30 protein-coding genes and 2 pseudogenes are annotated in these 26,012 nt (G+C 31.0%); 28 read left to right on the plus strand and 4 right to left on the minus strand.

Annotated elements, in window-relative coordinates; translation table 11 throughout:
* From GCU34_RS00390 to GCU34_RS00460, 16 genes and pseudogenes are all read left to right on the plus strand, one after another.
* Positions 1-561, plus strand: a complete 561-nt coding sequence (locus GCU34_RS00390) for a helix-turn-helix domain-containing protein (protein WP_072780892.1) — start codon at positions 1-3, stop codon at positions 559-561.
* Between the two features lie 176 nt (positions 562-737).
* Positions 738-3,259 (plus strand): annotated as a pseudogene (locus GCU34_RS00400) (heavy metal translocating P-type ATPase).
* A gap of 111 nt (positions 3,260-3,370) precedes the next feature.
* Positions 3,371-4,204, plus strand: coding sequence for an RteC domain-containing protein (locus tag GCU34_RS00405; RefSeq protein WP_072780886.1), 834 nt, complete (start codon positions 3,371-3,373; stop codon positions 4,202-4,204).
* Positions 4,205-4,459: 255 nt separating this feature from the next.
* Positions 4,460-4,747, plus strand: a complete 288-nt coding sequence (locus tag GCU34_RS00410) for a helix-turn-helix domain-containing protein (RefSeq protein ID WP_072780883.1) — start codon at positions 4,460-4,462, stop codon at positions 4,745-4,747.
* Positions 4,748-4,814: 67 nt separating this feature from the next.
* Positions 4,815-5,183: a hypothetical protein gene (locus tag GCU34_RS13715; RefSeq protein ID WP_227658698.1), complete on the plus strand. Its 369-nt coding sequence runs from the start codon at positions 4,815-4,817 to the stop codon at positions 5,181-5,183.
* 104 nt (positions 5,184-5,287) lie between these two features.
* Positions 5,288-5,653: a hypothetical protein gene (locus GCU34_RS13720; protein ID WP_227658699.1), complete on the plus strand. Its 366-nt coding sequence runs from the start codon at positions 5,288-5,290 to the stop codon at positions 5,651-5,653.
* A gap of 190 nt (positions 5,654-5,843) precedes the next feature.
* Positions 5,844-6,458, plus strand: a complete 615-nt coding sequence (locus tag GCU34_RS00420) for a P-loop NTPase family protein (RefSeq protein ID WP_072783353.1) — start codon at positions 5,844-5,846, stop codon at positions 6,456-6,458.
* Positions 6,459-6,618: 160 nt separating this feature from the next.
* Positions 6,619-7,239 carry a hypothetical protein gene (locus GCU34_RS00425; RefSeq protein WP_072780877.1) on the plus strand — a complete coding sequence of 207 codons (621 nt, stop codon included), beginning with the start codon at positions 6,619-6,621 and terminating at the stop codon, positions 7,237-7,239.
* Between the two features lie 203 nt (positions 7,240-7,442).
* Complete coding sequence (locus tag GCU34_RS13530; RefSeq protein WP_072780863.1) at positions 7,443-7,844, plus strand: hypothetical protein; 402 nt, start codon at positions 7,443-7,445, stop codon at positions 7,842-7,844.
* A gap of 66 nt (positions 7,845-7,910) precedes the next feature.
* Positions 7,911-8,861 carry a hypothetical protein gene (locus GCU34_RS00430; RefSeq protein ID WP_072780860.1) on the plus strand — a complete coding sequence of 317 codons (951 nt, stop codon included), beginning with the start codon at positions 7,911-7,913 and terminating at the stop codon, positions 8,859-8,861.
* 14 nt (positions 8,862-8,875) lie between these two features.
* Positions 8,876-9,520, plus strand: coding sequence for a hypothetical protein (locus GCU34_RS00435; RefSeq protein ID WP_152378316.1), 645 nt, complete (start codon positions 8,876-8,878; stop codon positions 9,518-9,520).
* 111 nt (positions 9,521-9,631) lie between these two features.
* Positions 9,632-10,168, plus strand: a complete 537-nt coding sequence (locus tag GCU34_RS00440; protein WP_152378317.1) for a hypothetical protein — start codon at positions 9,632-9,634, stop codon at positions 10,166-10,168.
* Positions 10,165-10,557 carry a helix-turn-helix domain-containing protein gene (locus GCU34_RS00445; RefSeq protein ID WP_072780852.1) on the plus strand — a complete coding sequence of 131 codons (393 nt, stop codon included), beginning with the start codon at positions 10,165-10,167 and terminating at the stop codon, positions 10,555-10,557. The genes GCU34_RS00440 and GCU34_RS00445 overlap by 4 nt, the downstream gene beginning before the upstream one ends.
* Positions 10,547-10,996, plus strand: a complete 450-nt coding sequence (locus tag GCU34_RS00450) for a hypothetical protein (RefSeq protein ID WP_072780850.1) — start codon at positions 10,547-10,549, stop codon at positions 10,994-10,996. The genes GCU34_RS00445 and GCU34_RS00450 overlap by 11 nt, the downstream gene beginning before the upstream one ends.
* Before the next feature lie 101 nt (positions 10,997-11,097).
* Positions 11,098-11,316 (plus strand): annotated as a pseudogene (locus GCU34_RS14350) (winged helix-turn-helix domain-containing protein); the annotation flags it as partial.
* Positions 11,317-12,770: 1,454 nt separating this feature from the next.
* Positions 12,771-13,196, plus strand: a complete 426-nt coding sequence (locus GCU34_RS00460; RefSeq protein WP_072780847.1) for a DUF6943 family protein — start codon at positions 12,771-12,773, stop codon at positions 13,194-13,196.
* Here the strand turns inward: GCU34_RS00460 and GCU34_RS00465 are convergent.
* The 4 genes from GCU34_RS00465 to GCU34_RS00480 form a co-directional block, all read right to left on the minus strand.
* Complete coding sequence (locus tag GCU34_RS00465) at positions 13,178-13,360, minus strand: hypothetical protein (RefSeq protein WP_072780844.1); 183 nt, start codon at positions 13,358-13,360, stop codon at positions 13,178-13,180. The genes GCU34_RS00460 and GCU34_RS00465 overlap by 19 nt on opposite strands.
* Before the next feature lie 388 nt (positions 13,361-13,748).
* Positions 13,749-13,964 (minus strand): hypothetical protein, encoded by a 216-nt coding sequence (locus GCU34_RS00470; RefSeq protein WP_072780841.1) that lies wholly within the window; start codon positions 13,962-13,964, stop codon positions 13,749-13,751.
* Positions 13,965-13,973: 9 nt separating this feature from the next.
* Entirely contained in the window at positions 13,974-14,369 is a 396-nt protein-coding gene (locus tag GCU34_RS00475; RefSeq protein ID WP_072780838.1) for a DUF5675 family protein, read from the minus strand.
* Complete coding sequence (locus GCU34_RS00480; protein ID WP_072780835.1) at positions 14,369-15,127, minus strand: hypothetical protein; 759 nt, start codon at positions 15,125-15,127, stop codon at positions 14,369-14,371. The genes GCU34_RS00475 and GCU34_RS00480 overlap by 1 nt, the downstream gene beginning before the upstream one ends.
* A gap of 1,003 nt (positions 15,128-16,130) precedes the next feature.
* On the opposite strand from GCU34_RS00480, the gene GCU34_RS00490 reads away from it, so the two are divergent.
* From GCU34_RS00490 to GCU34_RS00545, 12 genes are all read left to right on the plus strand, one after another.
* Entirely contained in the window at positions 16,131-17,378 is a 1,248-nt protein-coding gene (locus GCU34_RS00490; RefSeq protein ID WP_072780829.1) for a site-specific integrase, read from the plus strand.
* Between the two features lie 93 nt (positions 17,379-17,471).
* Complete coding sequence (locus tag GCU34_RS00495) at positions 17,472-18,311, plus strand: RteC domain-containing protein (RefSeq protein ID WP_072780827.1); 840 nt, start codon at positions 17,472-17,474, stop codon at positions 18,309-18,311.
* 116 nt (positions 18,312-18,427) lie between these two features.
* Positions 18,428-18,742, plus strand: coding sequence for a helix-turn-helix domain-containing protein (locus tag GCU34_RS00500; protein ID WP_072780824.1), 315 nt, complete (start codon positions 18,428-18,430; stop codon positions 18,740-18,742).
* A 172-nt stretch (positions 18,743-18,914) separates the two neighbouring features.
* Positions 18,915-19,808: a hypothetical protein gene (locus tag GCU34_RS00505; protein WP_072780821.1), complete on the plus strand. Its 894-nt coding sequence runs from the start codon at positions 18,915-18,917 to the stop codon at positions 19,806-19,808.
* Complete coding sequence (locus GCU34_RS00510; RefSeq protein WP_072780818.1) at positions 19,792-20,451, plus strand: P-loop NTPase family protein; 660 nt, start codon at positions 19,792-19,794, stop codon at positions 20,449-20,451. Before GCU34_RS00505 ends, GCU34_RS00510 begins: the two co-directional genes overlap by 17 nt.
* A gap of 224 nt (positions 20,452-20,675) precedes the next feature.
* Positions 20,676-21,341 carry a hypothetical protein gene (locus tag GCU34_RS00515; protein ID WP_072780816.1) on the plus strand — a complete coding sequence of 222 codons (666 nt, stop codon included), beginning with the start codon at positions 20,676-20,678 and terminating at the stop codon, positions 21,339-21,341.
* 183 nt (positions 21,342-21,524) lie between these two features.
* On the plus strand, positions 21,525-21,977 hold the full coding sequence (locus GCU34_RS00520; protein ID WP_072780813.1) for a hypothetical protein: 453 nt from the start codon (positions 21,525-21,527) through the stop codon (positions 21,975-21,977).
* A gap of 21 nt (positions 21,978-21,998) precedes the next feature.
* Positions 21,999-23,189 carry a hypothetical protein gene (locus GCU34_RS00525; RefSeq protein WP_072780811.1) on the plus strand — a complete coding sequence of 397 codons (1,191 nt, stop codon included), beginning with the start codon at positions 21,999-22,001 and terminating at the stop codon, positions 23,187-23,189.
* Between the two features lie 122 nt (positions 23,190-23,311).
* On the plus strand, positions 23,312-24,295 hold the full coding sequence (locus tag GCU34_RS00530) for a hypothetical protein (RefSeq protein WP_152378318.1): 984 nt from the start codon (positions 23,312-23,314) through the stop codon (positions 24,293-24,295).
* Positions 24,292-24,768, plus strand: a complete 477-nt coding sequence (locus GCU34_RS00535; protein WP_072780805.1) for a thermonuclease family protein — start codon at positions 24,292-24,294, stop codon at positions 24,766-24,768. The genes GCU34_RS00530 and GCU34_RS00535 overlap by 4 nt, the downstream gene beginning before the upstream one ends.
* 79 nt (positions 24,769-24,847) lie before the next feature.
* A complete protein-coding gene (locus GCU34_RS00540) occupies positions 24,848-25,351 on the plus strand; it encodes a sigma-70 RNA polymerase sigma factor region 4 domain-containing protein (RefSeq protein WP_227658700.1) in 504 nt (167 codons plus the stop codon).
* A gap of 112 nt (positions 25,352-25,463) precedes the next feature.
* Positions 25,464-25,967, plus strand: a complete 504-nt coding sequence (locus tag GCU34_RS00545) for a hypothetical protein (RefSeq protein WP_152378319.1) — start codon at positions 25,464-25,466, stop codon at positions 25,965-25,967.
* Positions 25,968-26,012: the final 45 nt, after the last annotated feature.

A 26,012-nucleotide genomic window follows, 5' to 3' on the forward strand; every position in this document is an offset into this window, starting at 1 on the left:
ATGAAATTACACATCAAAAATATGGTATGTAAGCGATGTATTTTAGTAGTTAAGTCTGAGTTAGAAAAACTTGGGCTTAACTATCTATCCGTTGAGTTAGGTGAAGTAACCTTTCAAAACGAAATATCTCAAAAAGATAAAATAGGTATATCTAAACATCTTGAAGAACTTGGGTTCGAAATTTTGAACGATACAAATAGCAAAACAATAGAAAAAATTAAAAGTAGTCTCATTGATTTAATTCAAAATAAAAACAACAACACAAAGGATAATTTTTCCAATTATCTGAAAGAAAAACTACATCAAGATTATAGTAAGTTAAGCAACTTATTTTCTCAAATTGAAGGAATTAGTATTGAAAAATATTTTATCAATTTAAAAATCGAAAAAGTAAAAGAATTAATATTTTATGATGAATTATCATTATCTGAAATAGCCTATTCATTAAATTACAGTAGTGTTTCGCATTTAAGTCATCAATTTAAAAAAGTTACAGGTTTTAGCCCCACCTATTTCAAAAAATTAAAAGAAAATAAACGTAAAGAAATAGATCTATTATAAAATTGTACAAATCATATCCATAATTATACAAACAGAAGTAGCTTGAGTTTTCGAAATTTGTACTATTGAAATAACGAAATTATGAAATCGTTAGTAACAAGTAGTGTGTGTAAGCAAATACTATTAATTTAAAAAGCGATTTTATAGGTTACCGGTATAAAATAAAAATCAAACATATGAAACATACATACCACATTGAAGGAATGACTTGCTCTGGTTGTGAAGCCAAAGTTAAAAAAGATTTATCTAATGCTGAAAATGTTACTGAAGTAGAAGTTTTTAAAGAAGATAAAAAAGTATCAATCATCATGTCAAAACATGTTGAAATAGAAGTTTTACAAAATGCTTTAGGAGGAAAAGAGAGTAAATATCAAATTTCTTTACCTATTAATAATTCAAAAGAAGTTGTTCAAAAAAGTTGTTGTTCTACTGGAGAAAAGAACATAAACATCATGAAATAAAACACACCCATCAAGCTGGTAAATATTATTGTCCTATGCATTGTGAGGGTGATAAAATTTATGATAAAGCTGGTGATTGCCCAGTTTGTGGAATGGATTTAGTAAAAGAGCCAGAGGTTATTCAAAGCACAAAATATACTTGTCCCATGCATCCTGAAATCGTTCAAGATAAGCCAGGAAGTTGTCCTATTTGTGGAATGGATTTAGTACCACTGGAACCAACCGAATCGGAAGAAGATAAAACCTATCAAAAGTTATGGTACAAAATGAAAATTGCAACAATCTTTACCTTGCCTATTTTTATCATTACCATGTCTGATATGATTCCTAACAACCCATTGTACCAACTAATGGATTTACAATATTGGAATTGGATTCAATTGGTATTTACAATTCCTGTCGTTTTTTATGCTTGTTGGATGTTTTTTGAAAGAGCGTGGAAATCAATTGTAAATTGGAATTTAAACATGTTCACTTTAATAGGTATTGGAACAGGAGTTGCTTTTGTTTTCAGTAGTATTGGATTATTATTTCCAGCTATTTTTCCAGACCAATTCAAAACTTCCGAAGGCACCGTTCATTTGTATTTTGAAGCTACTGCAGTAGTTTTAACCTTAGTTTTATTAGGTCAACTTTTAGAGGCTAAAGCGCACAGTAGAACTAGTGGAGCTATTAAAGAACTACTAAAATTAGCACCAACAGAAGCAACTTTAGTCCTGGATGGCGAAGAAAAAGTAATTTCAATTCACGACATTAAAAAAGGAGATATACTTAGAGTAAAACCAGGTGAAAAAATTCCAGTTGATGGAATCATTACTGAAGGAAATAGTACCATTGATGAATCAATGATTACGGGAGAACCTATACCCGTTGATAAAAAAATTGAGGATAAAGTAAGTTCTGGAACAATCAACGGTACAAAATCATTTTTGATGATTGCCGAAAAAGTAGGTTCAGAAACTTTATTATCTCAAATTGTGCAAATGGTTTCAGATGCAAGTCGTTCGAGAGCTCCAATTCAAAATTTAGTAGATAAAATTTCAAAATATTTTGTACCAATTGTGGTACTCATAGCTGTTATTACATTTTTTGTTTGGTGGATTATCGGTCCAGAACCCAAGTTAGTGTATGGTTTTATAAATGCTATTGCAGTATTAATAATTGCATGTCCATGTGCTTTAGGTTTAGCAACACCAATGTCAGTAATGGTTGGTGTTGGTAAAGGTGCTAAATCAGGAGTATTAATTAAAAATGCTGAAGCCATTGAGAAAATGGATAAAATTGATGTTTTAATCACAGATAAAACAGGAACTTTAACCGAAGGAAAACCGTCTGTTGAAAAAATCGTAGTAAAAGATGTAGATGAAAACATAGTTTTAGGAAAAATTGCATCACTAAATCAAAATAGTGAACATCCATTAGCAACAGCAGTTGTAAATTTTGCTAGAGCTAAAAACACTCAGTTTTTTAAAGTAGAAAACTTTGATGCTGTAACAGGTAAAGGAGTTGTTGGGTTTATTGACAATATAAAAGTCAGCTTAGGGAATAAAAAACTAATAGAGCTAGAAGGAATTAAAGATTTTTCAAATATTGAACAAGAAGTTATTACAGAACAAAAGTTAGGAAAAACAGTTTCTTATATTGCTATTGATAAAAAAGTAGTAGGTTATATCACAATTACCGATGCAATTAAAAAATCGAGTTTAGAGGCTATTAACGAACTAAAGCGTCAGGGAGTTCAAGTCATAATGTTAACAGGAGATAATGAAAATACGGCAAAAGCAGTAGCTTCTGAACTAAACTTAACCGATTTTAAAGCAAGCTGTTTGCCACAAGATAAATTAGAATACATCAAAGAGCTACAAGCCAAAGGTAAAATAGTAGCAATGGCAGGTGATGGTATAAACGATGCACCAGCATTAGCACAATCCGACATTGGAATAGCAATGGGAACAGGAACAGATGTGGCCATTGAAAGTGCTAAAATTACTTTAGTAAAAGGGGATTTAAAAGGAATAGTGAAAGCTAAAAATTTAAGTCACGCAGTAATGAAAAACATCAAGCAAAATCTGTTTTTTGCTTTTATCTATAATGTTTTAGGAGTTCCAATAGCAGCAGGTGTTTTATTTCCTGTTTTTGGGATATTACTTTCTCCAATGATTGCAGCTTTAGCTATGAGTTTTAGCTCTGTATCAGTAATTGCTAATGCATTACGATTAAGAACTATGAAAATTTAAAAGCACATGTTATCTATATAAATAACTAAAAAAACAACCATCTTTAACAATATTTTTAACACAATGAAGTTTTATACAAACTAACCCATATTGTATTAAAATGAATGAGTATTGTCTGAATTTTTTAGTGAATTTGAAAAGGAATATCAAAACATTAAAACTACAAATTCAGACAGTATTGTCATTGCACATAAAGTCACTGAATTAATCGAAAGGAGAAGTAAGGAACTATTCAAATGGCTAAAAAAACATAAATTTAGTTCTCCAGAAGAAGAAATATATTTTTTTAAAGATTTGAAACCTATATTTATATCCAAGCTTATCTATTACAAAACAGTTTTAAGTATAGAAACAAACTTACCAACATCAAAAAAGAATAAGATTAAATTTTATGAAGAAGCTTTAAATTTAATACAAGAAAACACCAATAAGAATAGAAAGTTCTATGAATACTATAGAGCAAGAGCTTCACATAAAGACAATATATATTTCTTGAGAAATTGTGATGCTAATATTTTAAAAAGAGATTGTTCTTTGATCAATTACGATGTAAAATTATGTACTACGCATGATTACAACATGGCTGTAATGATTGCCAACGATATATTAACCACTTATCTAGAAAATAAAATAGAACAATTAGAAAATAATTGCTCAACTGTTCACCCATCCGTACAACAAACAGTTAATTGGACTGGTACTAAAATTGATTTAGTCGAACTCATTTATGCCTTACACCATTCCAAAAAAATTAACAACGGCAGCACTGATATAAAGGAATTAGCTTTATTCTTTGGTAAAATTTTCAATCAAGATATTGAAGAAAATATTTATCGTTTTTACATTGACATCAAAAACAGAAAAACAGGTCGTCCCAAGTTCATCAATCAACTTGCAGAAGTTTTAGAAAAGCATATATTAGAAGATGAAAATGAAAATAAGTAACTTCTTTCTTAAATAAATTTATTTCAAAAACACACAACTTGTGTTGAGGTTGTGAATCAGCTTACAAATCCATGATTTTGACTTACTATACTAAATTGAATTTTATGCTTTAGATTTATTCAATTCAATAAAGTTAGAAAACAAAGCACTTTGTAGTCTTTTAATAAAAAAATCGTACACAACTTGTGTTTAGGTTGTGAAATAAAATCAATCAAACTTCACAAATTTGTACCATAACAATTTAAAACATCAGTTATGGCAGTACAAGTTATCACAATCGAAGACTTAAACGAATTTCGTAATCTTCTTCTAAATGATTTAAAAGAAATCATTCAATCCAAACCGCAACAAACAAAACAGTGGCTCAAATCCAAAGAAGTCAGAAAGCTGTTAAACATTTCTCCAGGTACTTTACAAAACCTTCGCATCAACGGAACACTAACGTATACTAAAGTTGGTGGCATCATGTATTACGACAATTCAGACATCGAAAAACTCCTAAACGGAAATAAAGTAAATGCAGCTCCAACCCTATTCAAGTAAACCGTCATTGCGAGGCACGAAGCAATCTTTTCTACTCACTCTTCACTAATTACTAATCACTAGTAAAATGAACTACATAAAACACCTAACCGGCTTTTTCGAAAAAGTAGCAATAGACAAATCACTCAATCCAACGCACGTGAGTTTATATATAGCTTTATTCCAATTTTGGAATTGCAATCGCTTTAAAAATCCAATCAGTATTTCTCGTGATGAGGTAATGCGAATAAGTAAAATAAGTTCTAAAGCAACGTATCATAAATGCCTTAAAAATTTACACAGTTTAGGATATATCAATTACGAACCATCCTATAATCCATTCAAAGGAAGTCATGTGTATTTATTCAATTTTTCAGACGACTTAAAACCCATTCAAAAAACGAAAGAAAACCAAAAAATGAACCACTTAATAAACCTGTTTCTGAACAAGCTCTAAACAAGTCTTGTACTCGTGATGAAACAAGTAGTGAACAAGCACTAGTACCTTCTATAAACTATATAAACAATACAAACAATTTAAACATTGAAAACGTTTCAAACTTGAACGAGCAAGCAAAAAATTTTCAAGAAAGTAATAATGATTTTGTCATTTCGACGATAGGAGAAATCACATCCCAAGAAAAAAAGTTGCGCGAAAAAAAGAAAGGTTTCATTCAACCAAACTTGCAAGAAGTCAAATCCTACTTCCAGGAACACAACTTTCCAGAAATAGAAGCACAAAAGTTTTTCAATTACTTCTCAAGCAACGGATGGTTAGTGGGTGGAAAAACACCAATGGTCGATTGGCAAGCAGCAGCACAAAATTGGATGATTAACGCACCAAAATTCATTTCAAATGCAGAACAACCTAACAGAGCAAAACAACTCAACACAACAACCGACAAAGACTATTCAGAACCTTTGTAATATAAAATGACATAGGATTTGGAAGCGAGTGTCAAATATTCGAAGAGTTCGTAAAAAGAAAAGCTGTCTGAACGAAGTGAGTTCTTTTCTTTTAGAATTCAAGAATTAATTTGACCGCTGAAAATCCAAGTCTTGTCCTATTGTATCTTTTGTGTCAAGACAAAAGAAAATGATAAAATGTAAAATAGTTATGAATACGACATTAAGTTATCCAGAAATCATTGCTTGGCTAGAAAAAAAAGGAGTAGAGTTATATGGTAAGAAGTTCAAAATCTTAGAAACAGACCATGAAATAATATACAAATTAATCGCATATTTCTTAAAAGATGAACAAGCTTGTTATCAATTCAATATCGATTTAGAAAAAGGCATCCTATTAACCGGACCAATCGGCTGCGGAAAAACATCATTGATGAACTTAATGAAATTCTTAACAGCAACAGAACACAAGTTTTTTGTAAAACCTTGCCGAGATATAAGCTTCGAATTTATCCAGGACGGCTACCAAATAATCCACAAATATAGTAATGGAAAACTCTACCAATCAGAACCAAGAAGCTATTGTTTCGACGATTTAGGAACGGAAAACAATCTAAAATATTTCGGAAACGAATGCAATGTAATGGCAGAAATTCTATTAAGCAGATACGATCTATTCATTTCAAAAAAACTATTCACTCACATCACCACAAACTTATCAGCCACAGAAATTGAAAAACATTACGGCAATCGAGTTCGTTCACGATTGAGAGAATTATGCAATTTAATAGCATTCGACAATGTCGCTAAAGACAAACGTAAATAAATTGCATAATCACGAACACCAAAAAAACAATAACAAAGCGTGAGTAAATGGTAAACTTAATAGCTTATGATAAATCAATACTAGATAAACGCTAACGTCAGTTCGAGTGATTTTGTTTACAAAATTGTATCGAGAACCTTTCAAATAACTGAATAACCAAATGAACCATATAACCAACTTCTGGAACCACTTCCAACAAAACAACTTCGTTTTCCTATTTCTAAACGAAATCTCAAAAGACGAACTAAAAACCCATTTCGACAAACTAATCAAAATACTTCATCAATACAACAAAGACCTAGACCTCATCATTAAGAACAAGACTAATGCAGCAGAGTTAATCATCACAGCAAATGGAAATCCATACCTATTCAAAGAAGTAGAATTACTCGTTCATCATGCACCAGTTATAGAGCGTTGGAAAATAACCGCATTCCTCCAACCAGAAACCAATCTAATCAAATACGAAAACGGCACCGACAAACCACTAGAATATTACGGCATCACTTTACGAATAAGTGAAATGTATTTCATCCCACTTGAAAACCCAAACAAACCAACCGATTTAGGAATAAAAGTGCTACTCAAAAACTACATCGTCCACAAAGATAACCTTAGACTTCGTGAAGCCGTTTACGTTCATATTGAGCATCTAATCGGAGAAAAAGCTTTCGCTAATGATATTGCGTTTATTGAAATTGGACAATTAGAAGGATATTATGAAAATCAAATTGAGTTATACAATTTAAAATCCTATATCGACATTGAAATAAACAATTAACTTTTGACAATACATTTTATTTACTGCCAAAGCTTAACAAATATTCTATTTGCAAGGATTTCGAATTTTCCTAGTAACCATAAATGAAATAAAATGTATTTTACTCATAAACAAACTGATAACTTGGTTAATAAATCAAATTGTATCAATTCAAACCATTAGGAATTATTTTATAATTTGCTAATTCTTAAATTTATTAAACAATGATTAAAGTCTATTTAGATTGGAATATTATGTCAGGAATGAAAAACAATCATTTTCCTGAGCTAAATAGCATAATAACAAATAAAGAAAAATTTCTGTTACTATACTCTACTTCCCACATTGGTGATATTTTTGCAAGTATAAAAAATCATAGTGAAGAAGAGCAAAGAATAATTAGAGAGGATTTAGATTATATTACTTTTTTAACTGATGATTTGTGTTTAGTAAATAATTCTAAAGAAGTTACATTAAGCAAATATGAACCAGGTGAATTACTTGATGACAGAATTAGAGAAGCACCAATGTTTCAAAATTTCAGCATTGATAGTTTGTTTAGTTCCGTTGAAGAAAATGATCCAATGTTTGGATTAGTAAATTCTATGAAAAATATGATTTCTTAAATACCATTAAACCTTGCATTTAAAGAAGCTTTTGAAAACCCTGAAAGTGCAGCAATGCTGAACAAAATGTTTCCAGGATTAAAAGAAGACCAAACAATGAATGGTTTCTTTAAAAGTTTTGGTCAAATGTTTCACAATATGAATGAAACAGAAGACTACAAAGATTTAAGAAATATGGTTCAACAAATTGGAGTAAACAGCGGTCACTTCAACGAAAATAAAAATCCTTTTGATATTATTGAAAATGCTTACAAGAAATTTGGAATAGAACATTTTGATGTTAATCAATATTTTGATAAAACTAAAAATGCTCCAGAATGGTTTAACGACATTACCAATGAATATGTTATGTTAGATATGCATGGTTTCAAAGCTGACAAAGTAAAGGTAACTGACAAGGAAAAAAATACTTTTAAGAATACAACCGAAGATGCTTCTCATTCAGCATTTGCATCAAGATGCGAATTTTACATTACTAATGATGATAAAAATTATCACAAAGCAAAAGCAGTATTTCAAAAATTAGGTATTTATACTATTGTTTTAAAACCGAGTGAATTCATTCAATACTATAACTTATTTCTTAATGTAAAAAGTTTTGATGACCACTTTATAAGTATAAATGAAGAATTGAAAAGAATAGAAAATTTTCAAGAACAAAAATATGAAAGTGGAGAAAGTTTTGGCTGGGTAAATTATACTGATCAGTATTTTTTTAATTTCTTCAATAAAATTCTAATCCCAAATTCAGAAGTCAATTATGCTTTATTTATATTAGGTAAAGAAAATCCGTCAAGGAGTTATATTATTAGTCACCGGGAAATTGAAGCAATGTTAAAATTGTTTGCCGATAAATTAGGTTCCGATATAAATGGGAAATCATATTTTGAACTAGGTGAAATAAATAGTAATGAAAATTGGCCAGGGAGAACTTGGGAAACCAATATTGGTCAGATTACAATTAAAAGATTAAATGGATGGTTTCAAATGTATTTTTACCCAATTGAGAAAAATTAAATCGAAATTTCAAAATGGAGCACACAATAAAACTATTCTTAAAATTAGGTAGCGAGAAAAACATTTTTGATTTATTCGAAAATGGAACAATCTATATGAATACAATTGAATATTTTCGCAAAGTTGAAGATGAAGAGTTGAGAGGCGATAGATACGAAGGAGTTTCAAGAGTAATTAATTCTTTGCCGGGCACTTTCAAAATACCAGGAATTGACAGAGAATTTAATTATGTTAAAGTTCATTTAAGAGAAAGTCATAAAGAAGTATTAGGTAATATTTATTCGTTATATGCAATATCTTCAAAAGGATTTCCAAATCCATTAGATTTTGAGTTTGATAAAAGAAATTTGCGTTTTGGGACACATGGAGTAATGATTAAAGATTTACCTCTTTTTTTTAATAAAATAGAAAATGAACTCAAAAAGAACAATTTAAAATTCAGTCATGGTTTTGTAGATTACTATGATAAAGAAGAAGTTTCTAGAGAAATAACATTATTTGAAAAACCTCTTGAATTTGAATACCAAAAAGAATTCCGTTTTTACATAGAAAATGACGAAATTAAACCAATAAAAATTCAAATAGGTAGCATGAAAAATTATGCTGAAATATTCAAAATTGAAGACATCTTAGAATTGAAGTTAGAAATAAAAAAATAGTTTTTAGGTAACAAATAGTATTCTTACATTTGAAAAAATAAACTAAATAGTATATTAAATAATCATAAAATACACTTAAAAGTGTATTTTTGTTTGCAAACTAATAATAAAGTGAATATATTTGCTCTAGAAATATGGGATGATGAAGCTGCCAAATGCACTTTTTACACCGTAAAATATGATGAAGCCGAGACAAATGAAACGGATTTATTCTTTGAAAAATATGATGCAATAGCAGAATATAAAGAAGCAAATCAAGAATTGTTGTCTTTTGTATTGCTATCAATTGGTAATGATCACGGAGCAATAGATGAATTATTCAATAGAGATGAAAACGAAGTTAAGGGATTACCTGTCCAAGGTAAAAGAACAATCGAAAATATTACTTACCACTTTCCGGAATTTCCATTAAGATTATACGCCTTAAAAATCACAAACAACATAGTTATACTTTTCAATGGAGGTATCAAAGATGGTCCAACAAATCAAAAAAGTTCATTGCATTTAGAATGGAGAGCAGCATGTGAATTCGCAAAACGAATTAATGAAGCTTTACAAGATGGAACAATTATTGTTAATGAAAAAATAGAAAACTTACTAATTATGATGGTTCAGATGAAATCATCCTCTAAAAATCCAAAACAATGAGAAGCAAAGTAGCACAAAGAATTTTAGCAGAAACACCGGAAGAAACAAAAATCTTCGCAAGATTGTATGCTGATATCGTGGTTCGAGTAAATCAATTGTTAAAAGCAAAAGGATTTAGCCAAAAAGATTTAGCAGATAAACTTGAAAAAAGACCTTCTGAAGTTAATAAATGGTTGGTAGGAGAACATAATTTTACATTACGTTCTTTAGCTAAACTTGAAGCAGAACTTGGGGAGTCAATTATTAATGTTCCACAAAGAAAACCAATGGGAACATCTGGATATGTAACCGTTTACAGAAATAATGCTATAAATACTGATGTAGCATATACTAATTCGTGGAAAAAATCTAAATCTAACAATAAAACAGCATTAGCCAATGTCAGCTAATTTATTACAACCTGAAAAAATTGAAATTGTTGATTTTAAAATCATTAAAGGGCAAATTCATAGCCCATTTGATTTTGAAGAAGAAAAAGTTCAAGGACACAATTTCAATGTAAATTTTGAATTAGGTTTTAATATTCCTGATAAATTAATAAAAGCTGATTTTTCAGTAAATGTTGAAACTAAAAGTGAAAAAGAAAATGAAGGTGATGAAGAAGCTATAGGCTCATTTAGTTTTGTTTATGTTTATTATATAGATAATATTGAAGAATTAACAAAGCTAGAAGAAGACAATACAGTAACAATAAGTCCTGCATTAGGAAATGCTTTAGCTGCAATTACATATTCAACTTCAAGAGGAATATTAATGACTCGTTTTCAAGGTACAGCTTTAAGTAATTTTATATTACCTATTATTAATCCAAATAAGTTAATAGAATAATATTTTGTTTTTCAAAGAGTATATTTTGTCCCATTTATAGTAAATATTTGGGGCATTTTTTTTAACCAAATAATTCGAAAATGTAAAATTTCGAAAAGTGGGTAGAAAAGTGGGTAGAAATCCTAACGGAAAGTAGAGTTGATATTCTAAAAATTATTCATAAAAACAGTAAAATCACCATTCGTGAGCTATCAGAGAACATTGGCTTAAGCCTTTCTGCTATTGACAAAAACTTACTTTTCTTAAAAGATTTAGGCATACTAAAAAGAATGAAAGGTGCTAATGGTGGATACTGGGTTATTCATTTTAAATTACCATAAGTGGGTAGAAAAGGTTAAAATAAATAAATTAAAATCTCTTTCCAATTGCCACTCCTTCCCAACGCTCCTAAAAAAATTACTGTCATGGTTTTTGTCCCAACGCACATCAAGCACTTTGTCTGTTGGCTAAAACGTTTTGTTTAAAAAGAAAAATCCAATAAGCCATCAGTCAAAGAGCTTGCCCAACGCTCAAAACAAAAACACGTTCGCTACGCAACTCATGCCAGTAATTTTTTCTCCCAAGCTTAGTTACATAATGTGGCATTATAATCCCTTCGGGCAAGGGACAAGCCATTATAATAACATTATGTAAAAAAGCCGCTCGTCCAACGCTCTTGCCAGTGGCTCCAGGACAACATTTTTTGCAGCTTCCATCGCATCACCCAGCTACAAAAAACACAGTCCTTCGCCACTGCCTTTAACAACGTTCTCTATTTCATAGGAATATTTTCTGTTATTATCGATTTTAAGAACGTTCACCGTAACTGTTTTTATTAGCTTTATGGTTAAATAGGAAGTATTTGCATTGCTTTTGTAAGTAATAAAATGGCTTTGAAATTCAGTTAATTTGCCTATGGTAAAAGCCTTTTTATTACCCACAAAACCAAAATTTCCAGTAAGAGTATCATTTTTTATTTGCCAGTAAATAAACAGTTATTGCTCCAACGGAAAAGCTGATGCTATAACATTTTTTTTAAGATAATCTTATGCAAACTGAATACTGCGACTGCCAACTGTATCTCAGGTATCAGCTTTTCCACTAAAGCAATCAGAAACATCACAGTAAGCAAATAAAAAATAATACCCTTACTTGCGCTACTGCCACATCGCACTCGGTATTTTAATGCATTGTTTTTTGAAGATGCTTCCCGTTTTCATAAGACACTTTTCTTTTAACTGAACACTGCGACTATCAACTGATTTCTAGGCATCCTCAAAAATCAAATCCAAGAAAGAGTATCAAATTCTTTGACCGAATAAATAGCTTTATTATTTTCTGATTAGGTTAATTAATCCATCCAAAGAATTTGATACCCTTTCCAAAGACGTCTATCTTTCAAATCAACACTCATTTCATTAGCTACAATCCGATTAAACAAGAACATTCCGATTGGATATTTCAAAAAAATAAAGTAAAAAAGGAAGCAAAAATAAGTTTTAGGTATTCAAAAAAGCAAGTTCAAGCCCTTCGGGTTTCCGAAAAAATCTCCACCCAAAAAGTTTCAAAACACATTTCTATTCTGCTTAACCATTTCCGATTTCAATCACGTATCGGGTAGTATTTTTTCTGAAAAACTTGCTTTTTTGAAACCTTTCACTTGGACGAATGGCTTTCTTTTTTTCTTTTTTTCTTTTGAAAAATTTTAATGGGCGAAGCGTAGCGAGGCACATATGCATTTCAATAGGAAATCTGCGAAAAACTGAAAATCTAATCAATTTTAAAGTCTAATGTTATGCAGAATTTTATCATTAAAACCCACCAAAAAGACACGATTTACTCGAAACCTCATTTATTCATACTTAACAAAGGAATGAACAGCGGAAAGCCGAAAAAAGAGTCATTTACGAACTGTTTTGTAATCATATTTGATTTAGAACAGGATTGTGAAAATCTTTATTTTGTTGCTTATAGTTTATGGAAAACTAACTTTTGGCATCAACATTTGGTTGGTTCCGTAATTCCATTTTTACGTCTTAACGATTTTAAAAAGGAGTTTTTTATAAAGTCTAAAGTTATGATGGATGAACACGAAACTCACATTAAACACGTTGCAGCTCTCAAACTTTTGGAGCAAAAAGAAAATCAATTTCACGATAACATCAACCTTATCAATGATATGCGAAGAGTTATTTTATATCGTTATTGTAATACTAAATAACCCAGCAGTGCTGGGTTATTTTCTTGTGGACAGTCAGGGATCGAACCTGAGAAGTTAAGTGCAATATGTTCGTTCTTAGCTTTAAATCGATTAGACTTTTTTACTTTTGGTCTGTCCGCGTTAACTCCAATCCACCTTTTCAAAAAAATTCCAATGTCATTCATATCTTCTAGATTTTTAATATAGTTATAAACTGTTATTCCACCCAGTGTAAACTGGAAAAATGTTGCTGGAGGACATCTAAAAAGAGTAACCGATAAAAAACTAAGGATTACTAGTATTCATAAATTAGTTAATTCAAATATAATTAATAAATAAAAAAAGTCAAGTCTTTTTAGACCTGACTTTCGTTTTGTTTAACCCAAAGGTCACCACAACAAGGGCTAAACTTATTTTTTGTGCTTCTTATTCAGGCTTTTAAGTACTAACGAAATAGTAAAACTGACTACAGCTCCAATAGTGGCTAAGATAACCGTTTTTGCAATATCTTCAGATTGAATATTGGGTGCAATACTTAAAAATGTACCTCCTGCAGTACCTATTAGCGTGTGATTATTCGCTGTCATTTGGAATTGTCAACTGACTTGCAGCTGTCAAAACACTTCCAGCAACCGCAACATAACCGCCAATGGTTGTAACAACAACTGGCAAAGCTACTGGAGCTGCTAAAATAGTTCCACCAACTGCCGCTAATACCAAACCAATAGTACGAAGCACTTTAAAAAACTTAGGTGTGGGAGCCGAAACTCTATTAACTATATTTTTCATAATTATAATTTAAGATTGAACAATTAACGTAACACTTTCATGATTATCCAAAGCTTTGTAAACAATGCTTTTAAGCTTCTCAAAAGCTTTTCTAGACAACAACCCTAATCCTGGTCCAGAAAGTTTAGTAACCGGAGCAATACAGCCTTGTAATTCCTTTTGCGCATTATTAGCAGGATGAAAAAGAATAAACTTTCTATTCGGAACATCCACTAATTCCAAATGCCATTTGTATTTTGAGCTATATCGCTTTCTAATAAAATATTTCCCTTCCGGAATACAGGAAACTCTTGTTTCGTTCATCTTCCAAGGCAATTCTATGGTATTGCATATCAATTTGCCTTCACATTCGAGTTTTCCATTAGTTCCTTCAGGGAAATAAGTTCTAGTTAACCAAATAACCATTACACGCCACCATCAACTTTAACAATCGATAACGGGTTGAAAGCACCATTTTTCAAAGGGTACATTTGTCCATTAATCTCTTGGTAAAACTCAATACCTAAAGCCAAAACTAAAGGGTGAGTAGAGTTAGCCGTAACGGCATTACTCAAGTTGATTACAGCTGTAGCTGTTCCATCCCAAGGCAAAATTGCCGTTTCGGTAGTTTCTACCACATAGGTTTCGTTCGTAAAATCGATTTCAGCTCCTCCAGAAATCACTTTAAAGTGAGTTGTTCCACTTGGAGCAGCAATCATATTCGCAGGTACAAACGATGGAATAGAAACATCCAATGTTCCCGCAGCTCTATCAATTGCTGAGGTAAATGGAGCAAATAAAGAAGTACCTAATTTTCCACGAATATTAAATTCGAAACCTAGTACCAATTCAATTTCTCCATCAATTACATTTCGTAATCCTCTTTCACTCACAGCATCAGCTTGAATTACTTTTACCATTGTTTGAGTCAAACGACTCACCATTCTACCATCAGCAGAATTCAAAAGCAATGGTCTTAAAGCGGTGCGCAAAATCTTTCCGGCTTTTCCAGCTCTACCAAATTCAGAACCGTTTTCACGTGTTCTCTGAAACGCAGGATCACTCGCAATTCTGCTTGCGTCAATTCCACCTTTCTCACGAGCTAAATGACCATCTTGCGTTTTGTAAAAGGTAATATCCCCGATAGTACCTTTCAATTTAATTATGCCTTTCTGTCTAGCCATAACTTCAAAATTTCGTTAAACATTCTTTTAAAATCTCCTTCATTCTTTCAATCAGTTGCAACCACATTTCGAATGATTAATACAAAGTTTACAAAGCATTTCTGCAAAGAAAAAGTCATAAGTGTACCATATGTCCAAAATCGACACAAGTGTCTTAAATGAGCATAAAGGCACAATTAATGAGTATGAAAAATTATAATTAAATTGCAGAAGATTTTCTGCTCGTCAGAAGTATAGCATCGCTATATCAAAGCTATAGATAAAGTATGAAATTGAAAAATCAGAGGGTGTGCATCTATCCAAAGGACATACAACGTATAACAGGCAAGAGTTATCGTCAAAGTACTAGATTGTTGCAAAAGATAAAAAAAGACCTCAATAAGCTCGAAAATGAGTTTCTAACGATTGATGAGTTCTGTACATATAGTGGCATAAAATATGAACAAGTAACTCACTTGATTTTTGGTTAAAATTGAAAAATACTTCTGACAAATTTTAATCAAAAAAGCACTACTAAGCTTTAAAATAACTAGTTCAATTTTTAGTCTTGATACTTTAATATTCAAATAATTATGCTTATATTTGAGTACTTTGAATTTAGAATAATAGTAGCCTTATAAAAGAGGAGTCAGTCGAGGAGTCACTTAAACAACATACTTTGTAAAGTGTTGATTTTATTGGTGAATTTTGTAGTAGACAAATCCCTCTTTCTCCGCTGAATAGCTTATCAAAAGTTATCAAAACCTCGAAAATCTTAGGAATTTCGAGGTTTTTTGTTTTTACTACCTTTCAAAATATTCATTCTTTTTCAAAAATCAAGAGACCCCATCGAGACCCTAATAAAAACCTGATTTTTGGGTCTCGCTAAATTGAAAAATTAATTGCAGCGATTTTCAACCAATCCACTATTGGTAAGCTGTTCAATAACCTTTTCAATTTTCAAACATCTTGATTTGTGGCAAACTTTAAAGTAAATTAATTAATAACTTAAAGGTTACCAAAAATGAATTCAAAAGTCACACTGCATTTCTATGCGAAATCAACCAAAGCCAATGGTAATGGATTATTACCAATTTATGTGCGATTAACAATCGATGGAAAGCGATTTGAGTACAGTACTAAAAAATTTATTGAGCCATCGAAATGGTCAACTGAATTAAGCAAAATGAAGGGTAATTCAGAAGAAGCTCGTTCAATAAATAACTTACTTGATTTTACACGAAATCGAATAAACGAAATCCAATTCGAATTATTAAAAGATGGCGTATCATTAAACATCGATGAATTTAAAAATCGTTTACTCGGTATCAAACAACGCGAACGACTACTAATCCCAATCTTCACAGAACACAATCGTAAAATTAAAGAACTGGTAGGAAGCGAGTACGCTCCTGGGACATTGGAACGTTACGAAACATCTTTAAAACACACAAAAGACTTTCTTCAATGGAAATTCAGAGTTTCTGATATTGATATTGAGAAAATAGATCATGCTTTTATTACAGAGTATGAATTTTATCTTCGTACAGAAAGAAAGTGTGCTAACAATACAGCTGTAAAGTATATTAAAAACTTCCACAAGATTATAAACATTTGCTTGGCCAATGGATGGCTGACAAAGGACCCATTTGCAAATTACAAAGCAAAAGTCAAAGAAGTAATTCGTGAATTCCTTACAGAACAAGAAATTCAAAGTTTGATGGAAAAAGAATTCGTTTCAGAACGATTGGAGTTAGTTCGTGACATATTTGTTTTCAGTTGCTTTACTGGATTAGCATATATAGACGTGAAACAACTAACACCGGATAATATTGTTTTAGGAATTGATGGTGATAAATGGATAAATAAAAACCGCCAGAAAACCGATACAAATTCAAAAATTCCTTTATTACCAACCGCCCAATTTATCATGGATAAATATTCTGATTATCCTGTTAATAAAAATAAAGGTACCATACTTCCAATATTGTCAAACCAAAAAATGAATGCCTATCTTAAAGAAATTGCAACTGTTTGCGGAATCAACAAAGAACTAACATTCCATATAGCGCGACACACTTTTGCAACAACTGTAACATTGAGTAATGGAGTTCCAATTGAAACCGTAAGTAAAATGTTAGGACATACCAATCTAAAAACAACGCAGCATTATGCTAAGATTTTAGACAAGAAAATCAGTGAGGATATGCAGGTCTTAAAGGCTAAATTTAATACTAATTTGCAAACTCAAAGTAAATCAATGAATTACTAAAATATTATAAATATTGTAATATTTTTAAGATTTTATTTACATTTAATTTAATAGATTTTAGTTTATTTTGGCAAACTAAAATCTATTTTTTTTATGATAACAGCTATAAAAAACAACTCCCTATTAGATTTTGAAAACGAATTATGTTTAATCCTTAACACCTATTCTAATGAAATAGAAAAAGCAAAAAAGATTATTATTTTCATTGAAGATGTTCTCAAGCAGTTAACCGACTGGCTAAAAAATCATGTCTTCGAAAGCATTCAAGAAGAAATCAAATTCTTTAAAGAAATCAAACCCAATATAGTAGCCAAACTGATTTTCTATAAAGAAATACTTTTACTCTTTGCAACTCTTCCCCTAGACAAAAACAAGAAAATAAAACACTTTGAAAAAAAAATTGATGCAATAAATCAATTCCACAGAAGGAACAGAGAATTCATCAAATACATTAAAAGTCAATCTACTCATTTTGATGAATTATATTTTACAAGGAAAAAGTATAAAGACCTGTTCTTAAATGATTGTTCAGTTATAATTCATGATGCTAAACTATGCACATCACATGACTATTTGTTAGCAGAAGTAATTGCATTTGAATTATTAGCATTACACATCGAAAACCGAATTGATAATTTAAACCAATCGTGTGCAATCACCAACAATCAATTCCATTCCAATCTACACTGGACAGCAAAAAAAATCGATTTAATCGAACTCATTTATGCGTTACACGAATCTAAAGTGTTCGATAATGGTCAATCCGATATCAAAGAAATTACCCACGTTTTTGAAAAAGCATTTCAAATCGATTTAGGAGACAACATTACCAGAAGCTTTATCGATATCAAAAACCGCAAAACAGATCAAACCCGATTTTTAAATCAGTTGCAAGATGCACTGGAAACCAAAATCGAAAATGATTTAAATTAAAAACAACGAATTCCACTCAAAAAGTATAAAAATCGTTCCCAAGTTGGTACCAACTTGGGAACTTTTCTTTTTCAAATGCAATTGTTTTGTACCAAATAACTTCAAAACATAGCATTATGAACTTCAATCACAAAACCCTGTTCCCAGAAACGGACAACATTGAATTACTTAACCACCAAATGGTAACGAAACGAGATTTGCTAAATTTTGGAAATCTACTACTACGAGAAATCAAAAATTCCACAACAAAATCAAAAACATTTGAAGCTTTACCAAAACCTTGGCTCAAATCAGCCGAAGTCCGTGAAATCCTAAAAATCTCTCCAGGAACCTTACAAAACCTCCGCATCAATGGGACACTAAAATACAAACGCATCGGCGGAATCAATTACTACAACTACGAGGACATCGTAAAAATGCTAGAAAAGTAACATGGAAGATACCACTAACACCTGCAACGGCACTTGCGAAGTATGCACCTGTAAATCGAAAATTGATTTTGTCATTTAAAGCTTGCCGAGAAATCTCCTGCATAGCAGGATTAATCTTGAACAAGGTTAAAGCTGAACTAGTCACTAATTACTATTCACTAATCACTCAATTATGAACTACATCAAACACCTAACCGGCTTCTTCGAAAAAGTAAGCGTCGATTACGACCTCAACCCAACCCACATAAGCCTCTACATGGCCATATTCCAACTTTGGAACCAAAATCGCTTTCAAAATCCAATTAGCATTTCTCGAGACGAACTTATGCGCATTAGCAAAATTGCATCAACCGCAACCTACCACAAATGCATGAAAGATATAACCGAAAGAGGATACGTGATTTACAAACCATCTTTTAACCCATTCAAAGGGTCCATTTTGGAAGTCTGCAACTTGGATTTTTACTCCAAACCAGTGCCAAAAAAAGAACTAAAAAAGCGTGCAACCAAGTCAAAAAATGACCAAGTTATTAAACAGGTTAATGAACAGGTTACTAAACAAGCTCTAAACAAGCATCAAACAAGCTCTAAACATGTACCTTATATAAACAATATAAACAATACAAACATTATAAACATAGCTAAGCAAGAAAATTTAAAAAATGAAAAAAAATTAATTTTTACAAATTCAATTTTTGATGAGGTTCAAGAATCGGATTTAAAAGTTGAACTCAAAGAAGAAAAAAAGTTGCGCGAAAAAAAGAAGAAAGTTGAAATTGAGAAAACAAAACCCACTCTCGAAGAAACCCAAATCTACTTCCTTGAAAAAAACTTTCCCGAAGTCGAAGCACAACGCTTTTTCAACTACTTCGAAAGCAACGGCTGGTTAGTCGGTGGCAGAACCAAAATGAAAGATTGGAAAGCTGCAGCAAGAAATTGGATGCTCAACGCTAGGAAGTTTGATAATAGAACTAATGCTTCAGTTCAAACAGAACTCAAAACAATCAATTTAAATCCAAAACACCTCCACGTAACAAATCAAAAAAACTATGGAGAAGCACTTTAACACCATCAAAGACACTTTCGTTATTCAAAACGGAATCAAAATCTACAACTTCAATTGGTGCTTAAACTACATCGAACACCAGGGCAAGCTCATCTACGGTCGCTCTTTCAAAATTGAAGTGGTTGACCATCAAACCATTCTCAAATTGGTAATTTATGCCATTCGAGACGAAAAAAAGGCTTTAGAGTTCAATTTAGACCTCAACAAAGGTATTTTGTTATCGGGACCAATTGGATGCGGGAAAACGTCAATTATGGCATTAATCCGACCATTTTTTTACCACAAACACGACTACAAAATTAAGACGTGTAGAGAAATATCTTTTGAGTTTGCAAAAAATGGCTTCGAATCACTTCAAAATTACACCCAAAAAGAGCACACACAATCACGTTTAACCGGCTACTGTTTCGACGACTTAGGAGCAGAACAAAACATCAAACATTACGGCAACGACCTCAACGTCATGGCAGAAATAATCATTTCACGCTACGAAGATTTTGTTCAAAATCAATCTATCACCCATATCACCACAAACCTCTCCGCCAGCGAAATCGAAGCCCTCTACGGCAACCGCCTCCGCTCCCGAATGAGGTCAATGTTCAACCTAATCACCTTCAACAATGAATCCAGGGATAAAAGATAAATTCCCCATCAATCATGGCAATGATTGTGTCATTCCGAGTGAAACTAGGAATCTCCTGTAAAGCAGGCTTTCCCTTTTAAGCGCAGCTTAAACAGCTAAACGTCCTAACCAAAGTAAAACGCCTAAAAACAAAACCTATGTTCCTATGTGGTAAAACCTAAACTACGCAGTAATCCAAGCCTTTTAAGCGCAGCTTAAAACCACAACCTTAAACTTGAAACAAAATGAACAAAGAATTAAACCCTCGCCAAATGAAAACCATCCAAAACTTCTGGACCTGGTTCCAAGATAATGAAAAAACTATTTACTACGCAGTAAAACTGGGTATTAATACCGACGAAGTAATCAAATATTTTGATCAAAATTTAGATTATGTTTCAAAAAGAATCGAGTGCTTTTTCTTGGAAAATTCTTCAGAAGCTCAAAAACATCAAATTATTTTTTCGGCTTATGGATACAAAAAACTATTTCCGAAACTTGTTGCTTTAGGAGATACCGCACCTAGATTGGAGCATTTTTCAGTTCAAACTTTTATAAAACCACTGACACCTGAGAATTACAATCAAATACCAGAAGTTTTCAATAAGATCATACAACAATCTTTAATAAAATTAGATGATTACAATATATCCAGTAAAAAAGTAAAAATAACATTGTACTTACCAGAAAATTTTGAATTTGAAAATGAATATCAATTATTTGTTTCAGCTGAATTAGCAATTATGTTTACACTAGGGGAAGTTAATTATAAAAAGCATATAGCTGATTTTGAAGTAAAACAAACTAGCAAAAACTCTAACGGTCTTCTTCAATTATTAGAGCTACCTGAATTCATAGAGTATCTCTCCAAGATTAATTACAGTAAAAAATTGAAAATATTTTTTGAATAATTGAAAATTTTAAAACATTATAAATCATTGATTAACAAGGTTTAATGCTGTATTTTTTTAATAATGTAATTTTCTTATTTAAGTTTTTTTAAAAAAAATAAAAATTGATGGGTTACCTTTTTAAATGTTTCATATAAACAAGTATAAAACAAATTATCAATAACATTTTAAAAACTTATTATCATGAAAAATTTATTCTTTTTAATCGTATTTTTTTTAACAACAGCTTTTTCATTTGCACAATCTCAAGTTTGGGTTAACGGCTATTACAGAAGTAATGGAACCTATGTTCAAGGACACTACAGAACAGAGAAAAATCACACAGTAAATGATAATTGGACAACAAGAGGAAATGTAAATCCCCATACAGGTAAAGCAGGAACATTGCCTAGAAGTACTTCGTATCCAAATACATATTACAAGCCTGTAAGTTCTCCTTACACAACTCCAACTTATTCAACTCCTGTTAGATCAAGTTATTCAACACCTAGTTATTCTTCTTCGACTTATGTGATGCCTGCAAGTTATCCATCAACTTACTCAACACCTTCTTATAGTTCACAAACTATCTATACGGGTCCTAGAGGTGGAACCTACTACATCAATAGCAATGGAAATAAAACGTATGTGAGATAATTAATTAAAAATAAAAAAGACATGCAAGAAAGTATAACTTCCGATAAAATTACATTAACCCAATATGGTTTTCAATCAGCAACAAATTCACAATCAAATCCTGAAAGCATCGATGGCTATTTAAACAAAGTATATGACAAGTTTTTAGAAGACCAAAAGTTAGACGAAACAGGTGTTAAAAATAGAATTTCAAGATTGAGAGAAGAAGTAATATTGGAAAAAAGCAGAAAAAATGATCTTCAAGCCGAAATCACTACTTACAACGCAAACAAAATTGATAAAGAAAACGAAATTCAAGAACTTGAATTAGAAAGAATTGATATTAAAAATGGTGAAGGTGAATTAGGTGATACAACTTCCTTTATCATTGGAGCTTTCATAACAATTCTACTTACACTTTACTTGTTTGTCTTTTATTCTTCTTCCGGTTATTCTTCTTTTTATGGAATAAAGCAAGGAAGTTTAGGTTTCATAAATGCAAATGTTTTTTCAGATGCTTTGAATCGAGGTGGTGGGGTTTTTGCTTTGATAATACTTTTTCCAGTGATTTTTTTAGGATTAGGGTTTTTAATTCACAATGCATTAGAAGAAAATAAAGGATTGGTTAAAGAAGGAAAATCACAAAAATATAATTTGATTTCGGTATTGCTATTCATAACATTTATTGCCGATGCTTTTATTGGTTATAAAATTGCCGAAGGAGTTCACAACAATGAGTTTAATGCTGGTCGAACGAATGAACTGTGGAATTTCAATATGATTTTTTCGGATATTAATTTTTACTTGGTGTTGATATTAGGGTTTGTAGTTTATGTTATTTGGGGATTCTTATTAAACTATGTGTTAAGTCATTCCTATTTAAAAACAGAAAATGAAAAAACCAAAATAATGCTAGGAAACATTAACAACAGAATTCAGGAAAAGAGAAACGAATTGAACATTATTCTATCAAAAATTGCTAAGGCTGAAAGTGATATTTTATCATGCAATGCGAAAATTGAAGACAAAGAAAAAAACATAAGTGGTTATGAAACTGGAGACATCCCAATTAACATTTCAACTTTAAAAGCAGCAATCGGAGAATTTATGGGAGGTTGGCAATATTTTACTAATGGAAATTTCAATTCGGATGAAGCTTTAAAATTAAATAATGAAGCAATTAGAGTACAAACAAATTGGATGAAATCAAAAATTGAAAATCTAAACGCGTAATCAATCAAGTTATGGAAACAAGAAGAGTGAATAAAGTTAAAAGTAAAAAACCCATTTACATTTTAATCGCAGTAATAGTATTTTTTATTCTTTTCATAAGTCTAATTTCAATGCCGTCAAAATTGAATACTGCTATCGATGAAATTCAAGTTAGTGCAAATATGAATGAAGTAAAATCAATTTTTGACAAATATAAATTCGATTTGTTAGAAACAGACGAAAACGGAAATAAAAGTATTGCCATTGAATTTCAAGATGAGGTACGTAAAAAGTTGAATACTTTCAATTTAAATGAAGAAGAAATCAAACAATGTTTAGAGTGGTTACCAACAGCAAAAACTAGCATAAATGTTATTGTGGTTCCAGACTTGTCAAGAAGAATTTTAGATCAAATTAATAATCCTAATCAAGTGACTAACGACAAAATAATTCTTTCAAACATTTGGAAGTCATTTGTAGAAGTTTCAATGCTAAAACAGGATTCAAAAGACAAATTGATAATTGATGTAACAGATGTAGAACAAGCTAAGGGACAATTTAATGCAATAGCAAATAATCTTCAATTTGATTTGTCAAGTCATAAAGGAAAAAGTAATCGATTGTATTTTACAGTCGATAAAACAGACCAATTTAATATGGGGATAGAGAAAATGTACAATTCAGCAATTCAAAAACCACTGGGCGCAGATTATGTTTTTTATTTCAAGAGATATTTAGAAAGCAGAATTAAAAAGAATACGCTATTTGATAACTACGTAAACAAAATTGTTATTATTACAGATGGATATTTAGAAGCAGAAGATAGAGCGTCTGATACAAAATTGACACCTCAGTTATACAAATCTTTAATCATCGGTAATACAAACGAAATGATTTCAATGTTAGGCTTAAACATTCCAAAAGTAAACGTAGATTTATCCAATACCGAAATATTAATTTGCGAAGTAAACGAACGAAAAACAGGAAAAGGTAAAGATTTTGAAATTTTAAAAGCCTACTGGACAGATTGGTTACAAAGAATGAATGCCAGAAAAATCCAATTTTCACATCGCGAACAAGCAACAGATATAACAGTAAATACAATTAACCAATTCATAAAACAATGAAAATAGCAGCAATTCTTTTTTTTACAATTTTAGCCCATAATTGGTCTTTATGTCAAACGCAAATTCCAAAAATATTTCAAGCAAAAGTTGTCGGAATTAAAGATGGAGATACGTTCAAAGTATTGTATAAAAATTCCGAAATAACAATTCGTTTAAATCACATTGATTGTCCTGAAAAAAACCAACCTTATGGAAAAAATGCTAAGTGGAAAGCATCTGATCTTTGTTTTGGTAAAATGGTAAAAATAGTGAGTAATGGTAAAAAAGACCGATACAAAAGATGGATTGCAGAAGTGTATTGTAATAACATAAATATCAACAAAGAGTTAATTAAAAATGGATTAGCTTGGCACTTTAAAAAATACTCTTCAGATAATGACTATGCAAAATTGGAAATTCAAGCTAGAAAATTAAAAGTAGGTTTGTGGCAACAAAGTAATCCGATTGCACCTTGGAATTGGAGGAAAAAATAAACAGATGTTGAGAATTGTGACTTTTTACATAAAAAATCCTAAATTGTAGCCGTTTATAAGTTTTATTAAACCAACTATAATGGCAAAAATTCTCAATTTATCTCAAAATTCAGATCAAGAGTTACTTAAAAAAATTAAAGAAAATAGCGATAATTTAGTTTACGTTTATAAAAATTGTAAATCTAACAGCATTCGTTTTATGAAAAAAATGACTTCTAAAATGAATGAATACGAACTAGAAGACGTATTTCAAGATGCTATTTTAGTGTTATACGAGAAAATAACCAAAGGAAATTTTGAATTAACTTGTTCTTTTCAAACGTATCTAAATTCTGTTTGTAGATTTCAATTACTCAACACCTTTAATAAAAGTGAAATTACAGTAGATTTTATTGAAAATAATGAGGATGACAATGACAATTCAGAGTTGTCTTACCTAAATATTACAGATAGTTTAGATGTTATTGATAATACGAATGAACCTTATTTTCAAGCAATTGAAAAAGCATTGTTAAAAATAAAAGAAGCTGGAGGGCATTGTTATGAGCTTTTAACGTTGTTTTGGTATCATAAAAAAGTATGAACGAATTAACAGAAGTTTTTGGGTATTCAAATGAAGCAAATACTAAAGTACAAAAGTCAAAATGTCAAAAAAGATTAGAAAAATTAGCGTTCAATGAGTTGAATAACTAAACATGAAGAAATCAGAACAAATAATAAAATCATTAGTGCTTCCAGTTTTGGAAAAGGACAATAACTTCAATCAATTAAATTTGAATGATGATTTCTGGAAAGCATTTACCTCATCGATATTACTTTACGAAAATGATGCTAAACCTATTTTCAAAGTGGTTTATGAATTGCAACTAAATGATCCAGAAAGAGTAATTAAAAAACTCACATCAGTTCATGCTAGTTTAATTAAAGAGCTTGCCGAACTTCATGTTTTAGAGGGTAGCGACGAAGCTATTGATATTTTATTAGCGAATAATAGTAAATTGTTTATTGAACAGGTTAACTATTTTAAAACCGTTAAAGGTGTAATAACAAAATTAGAACGTGAACGCATTAGAGAGGAATTACCCAAAGCTTATGAAAAAGTAACATTTGAAATTCCTGAAAATGATTTAGAAGCTGCAATTAAAAAGACCGAAAGAGAAAACCTAAAAAAAAATTCAAACAATGGGATGAAGAATTAGAAACAGAAAATTCTGTCCATACTTCAGCTTACTCAAAAGAAAAGA

The sequence above is a fragment of the Flavobacterium haoranii genome (assembly GCF_009363055.1).
GTDB classification, from domain to species: Bacteria; Bacteroidota; Bacteroidia; order Flavobacteriales; family Flavobacteriaceae; genus Flavobacterium; species Flavobacterium haoranii.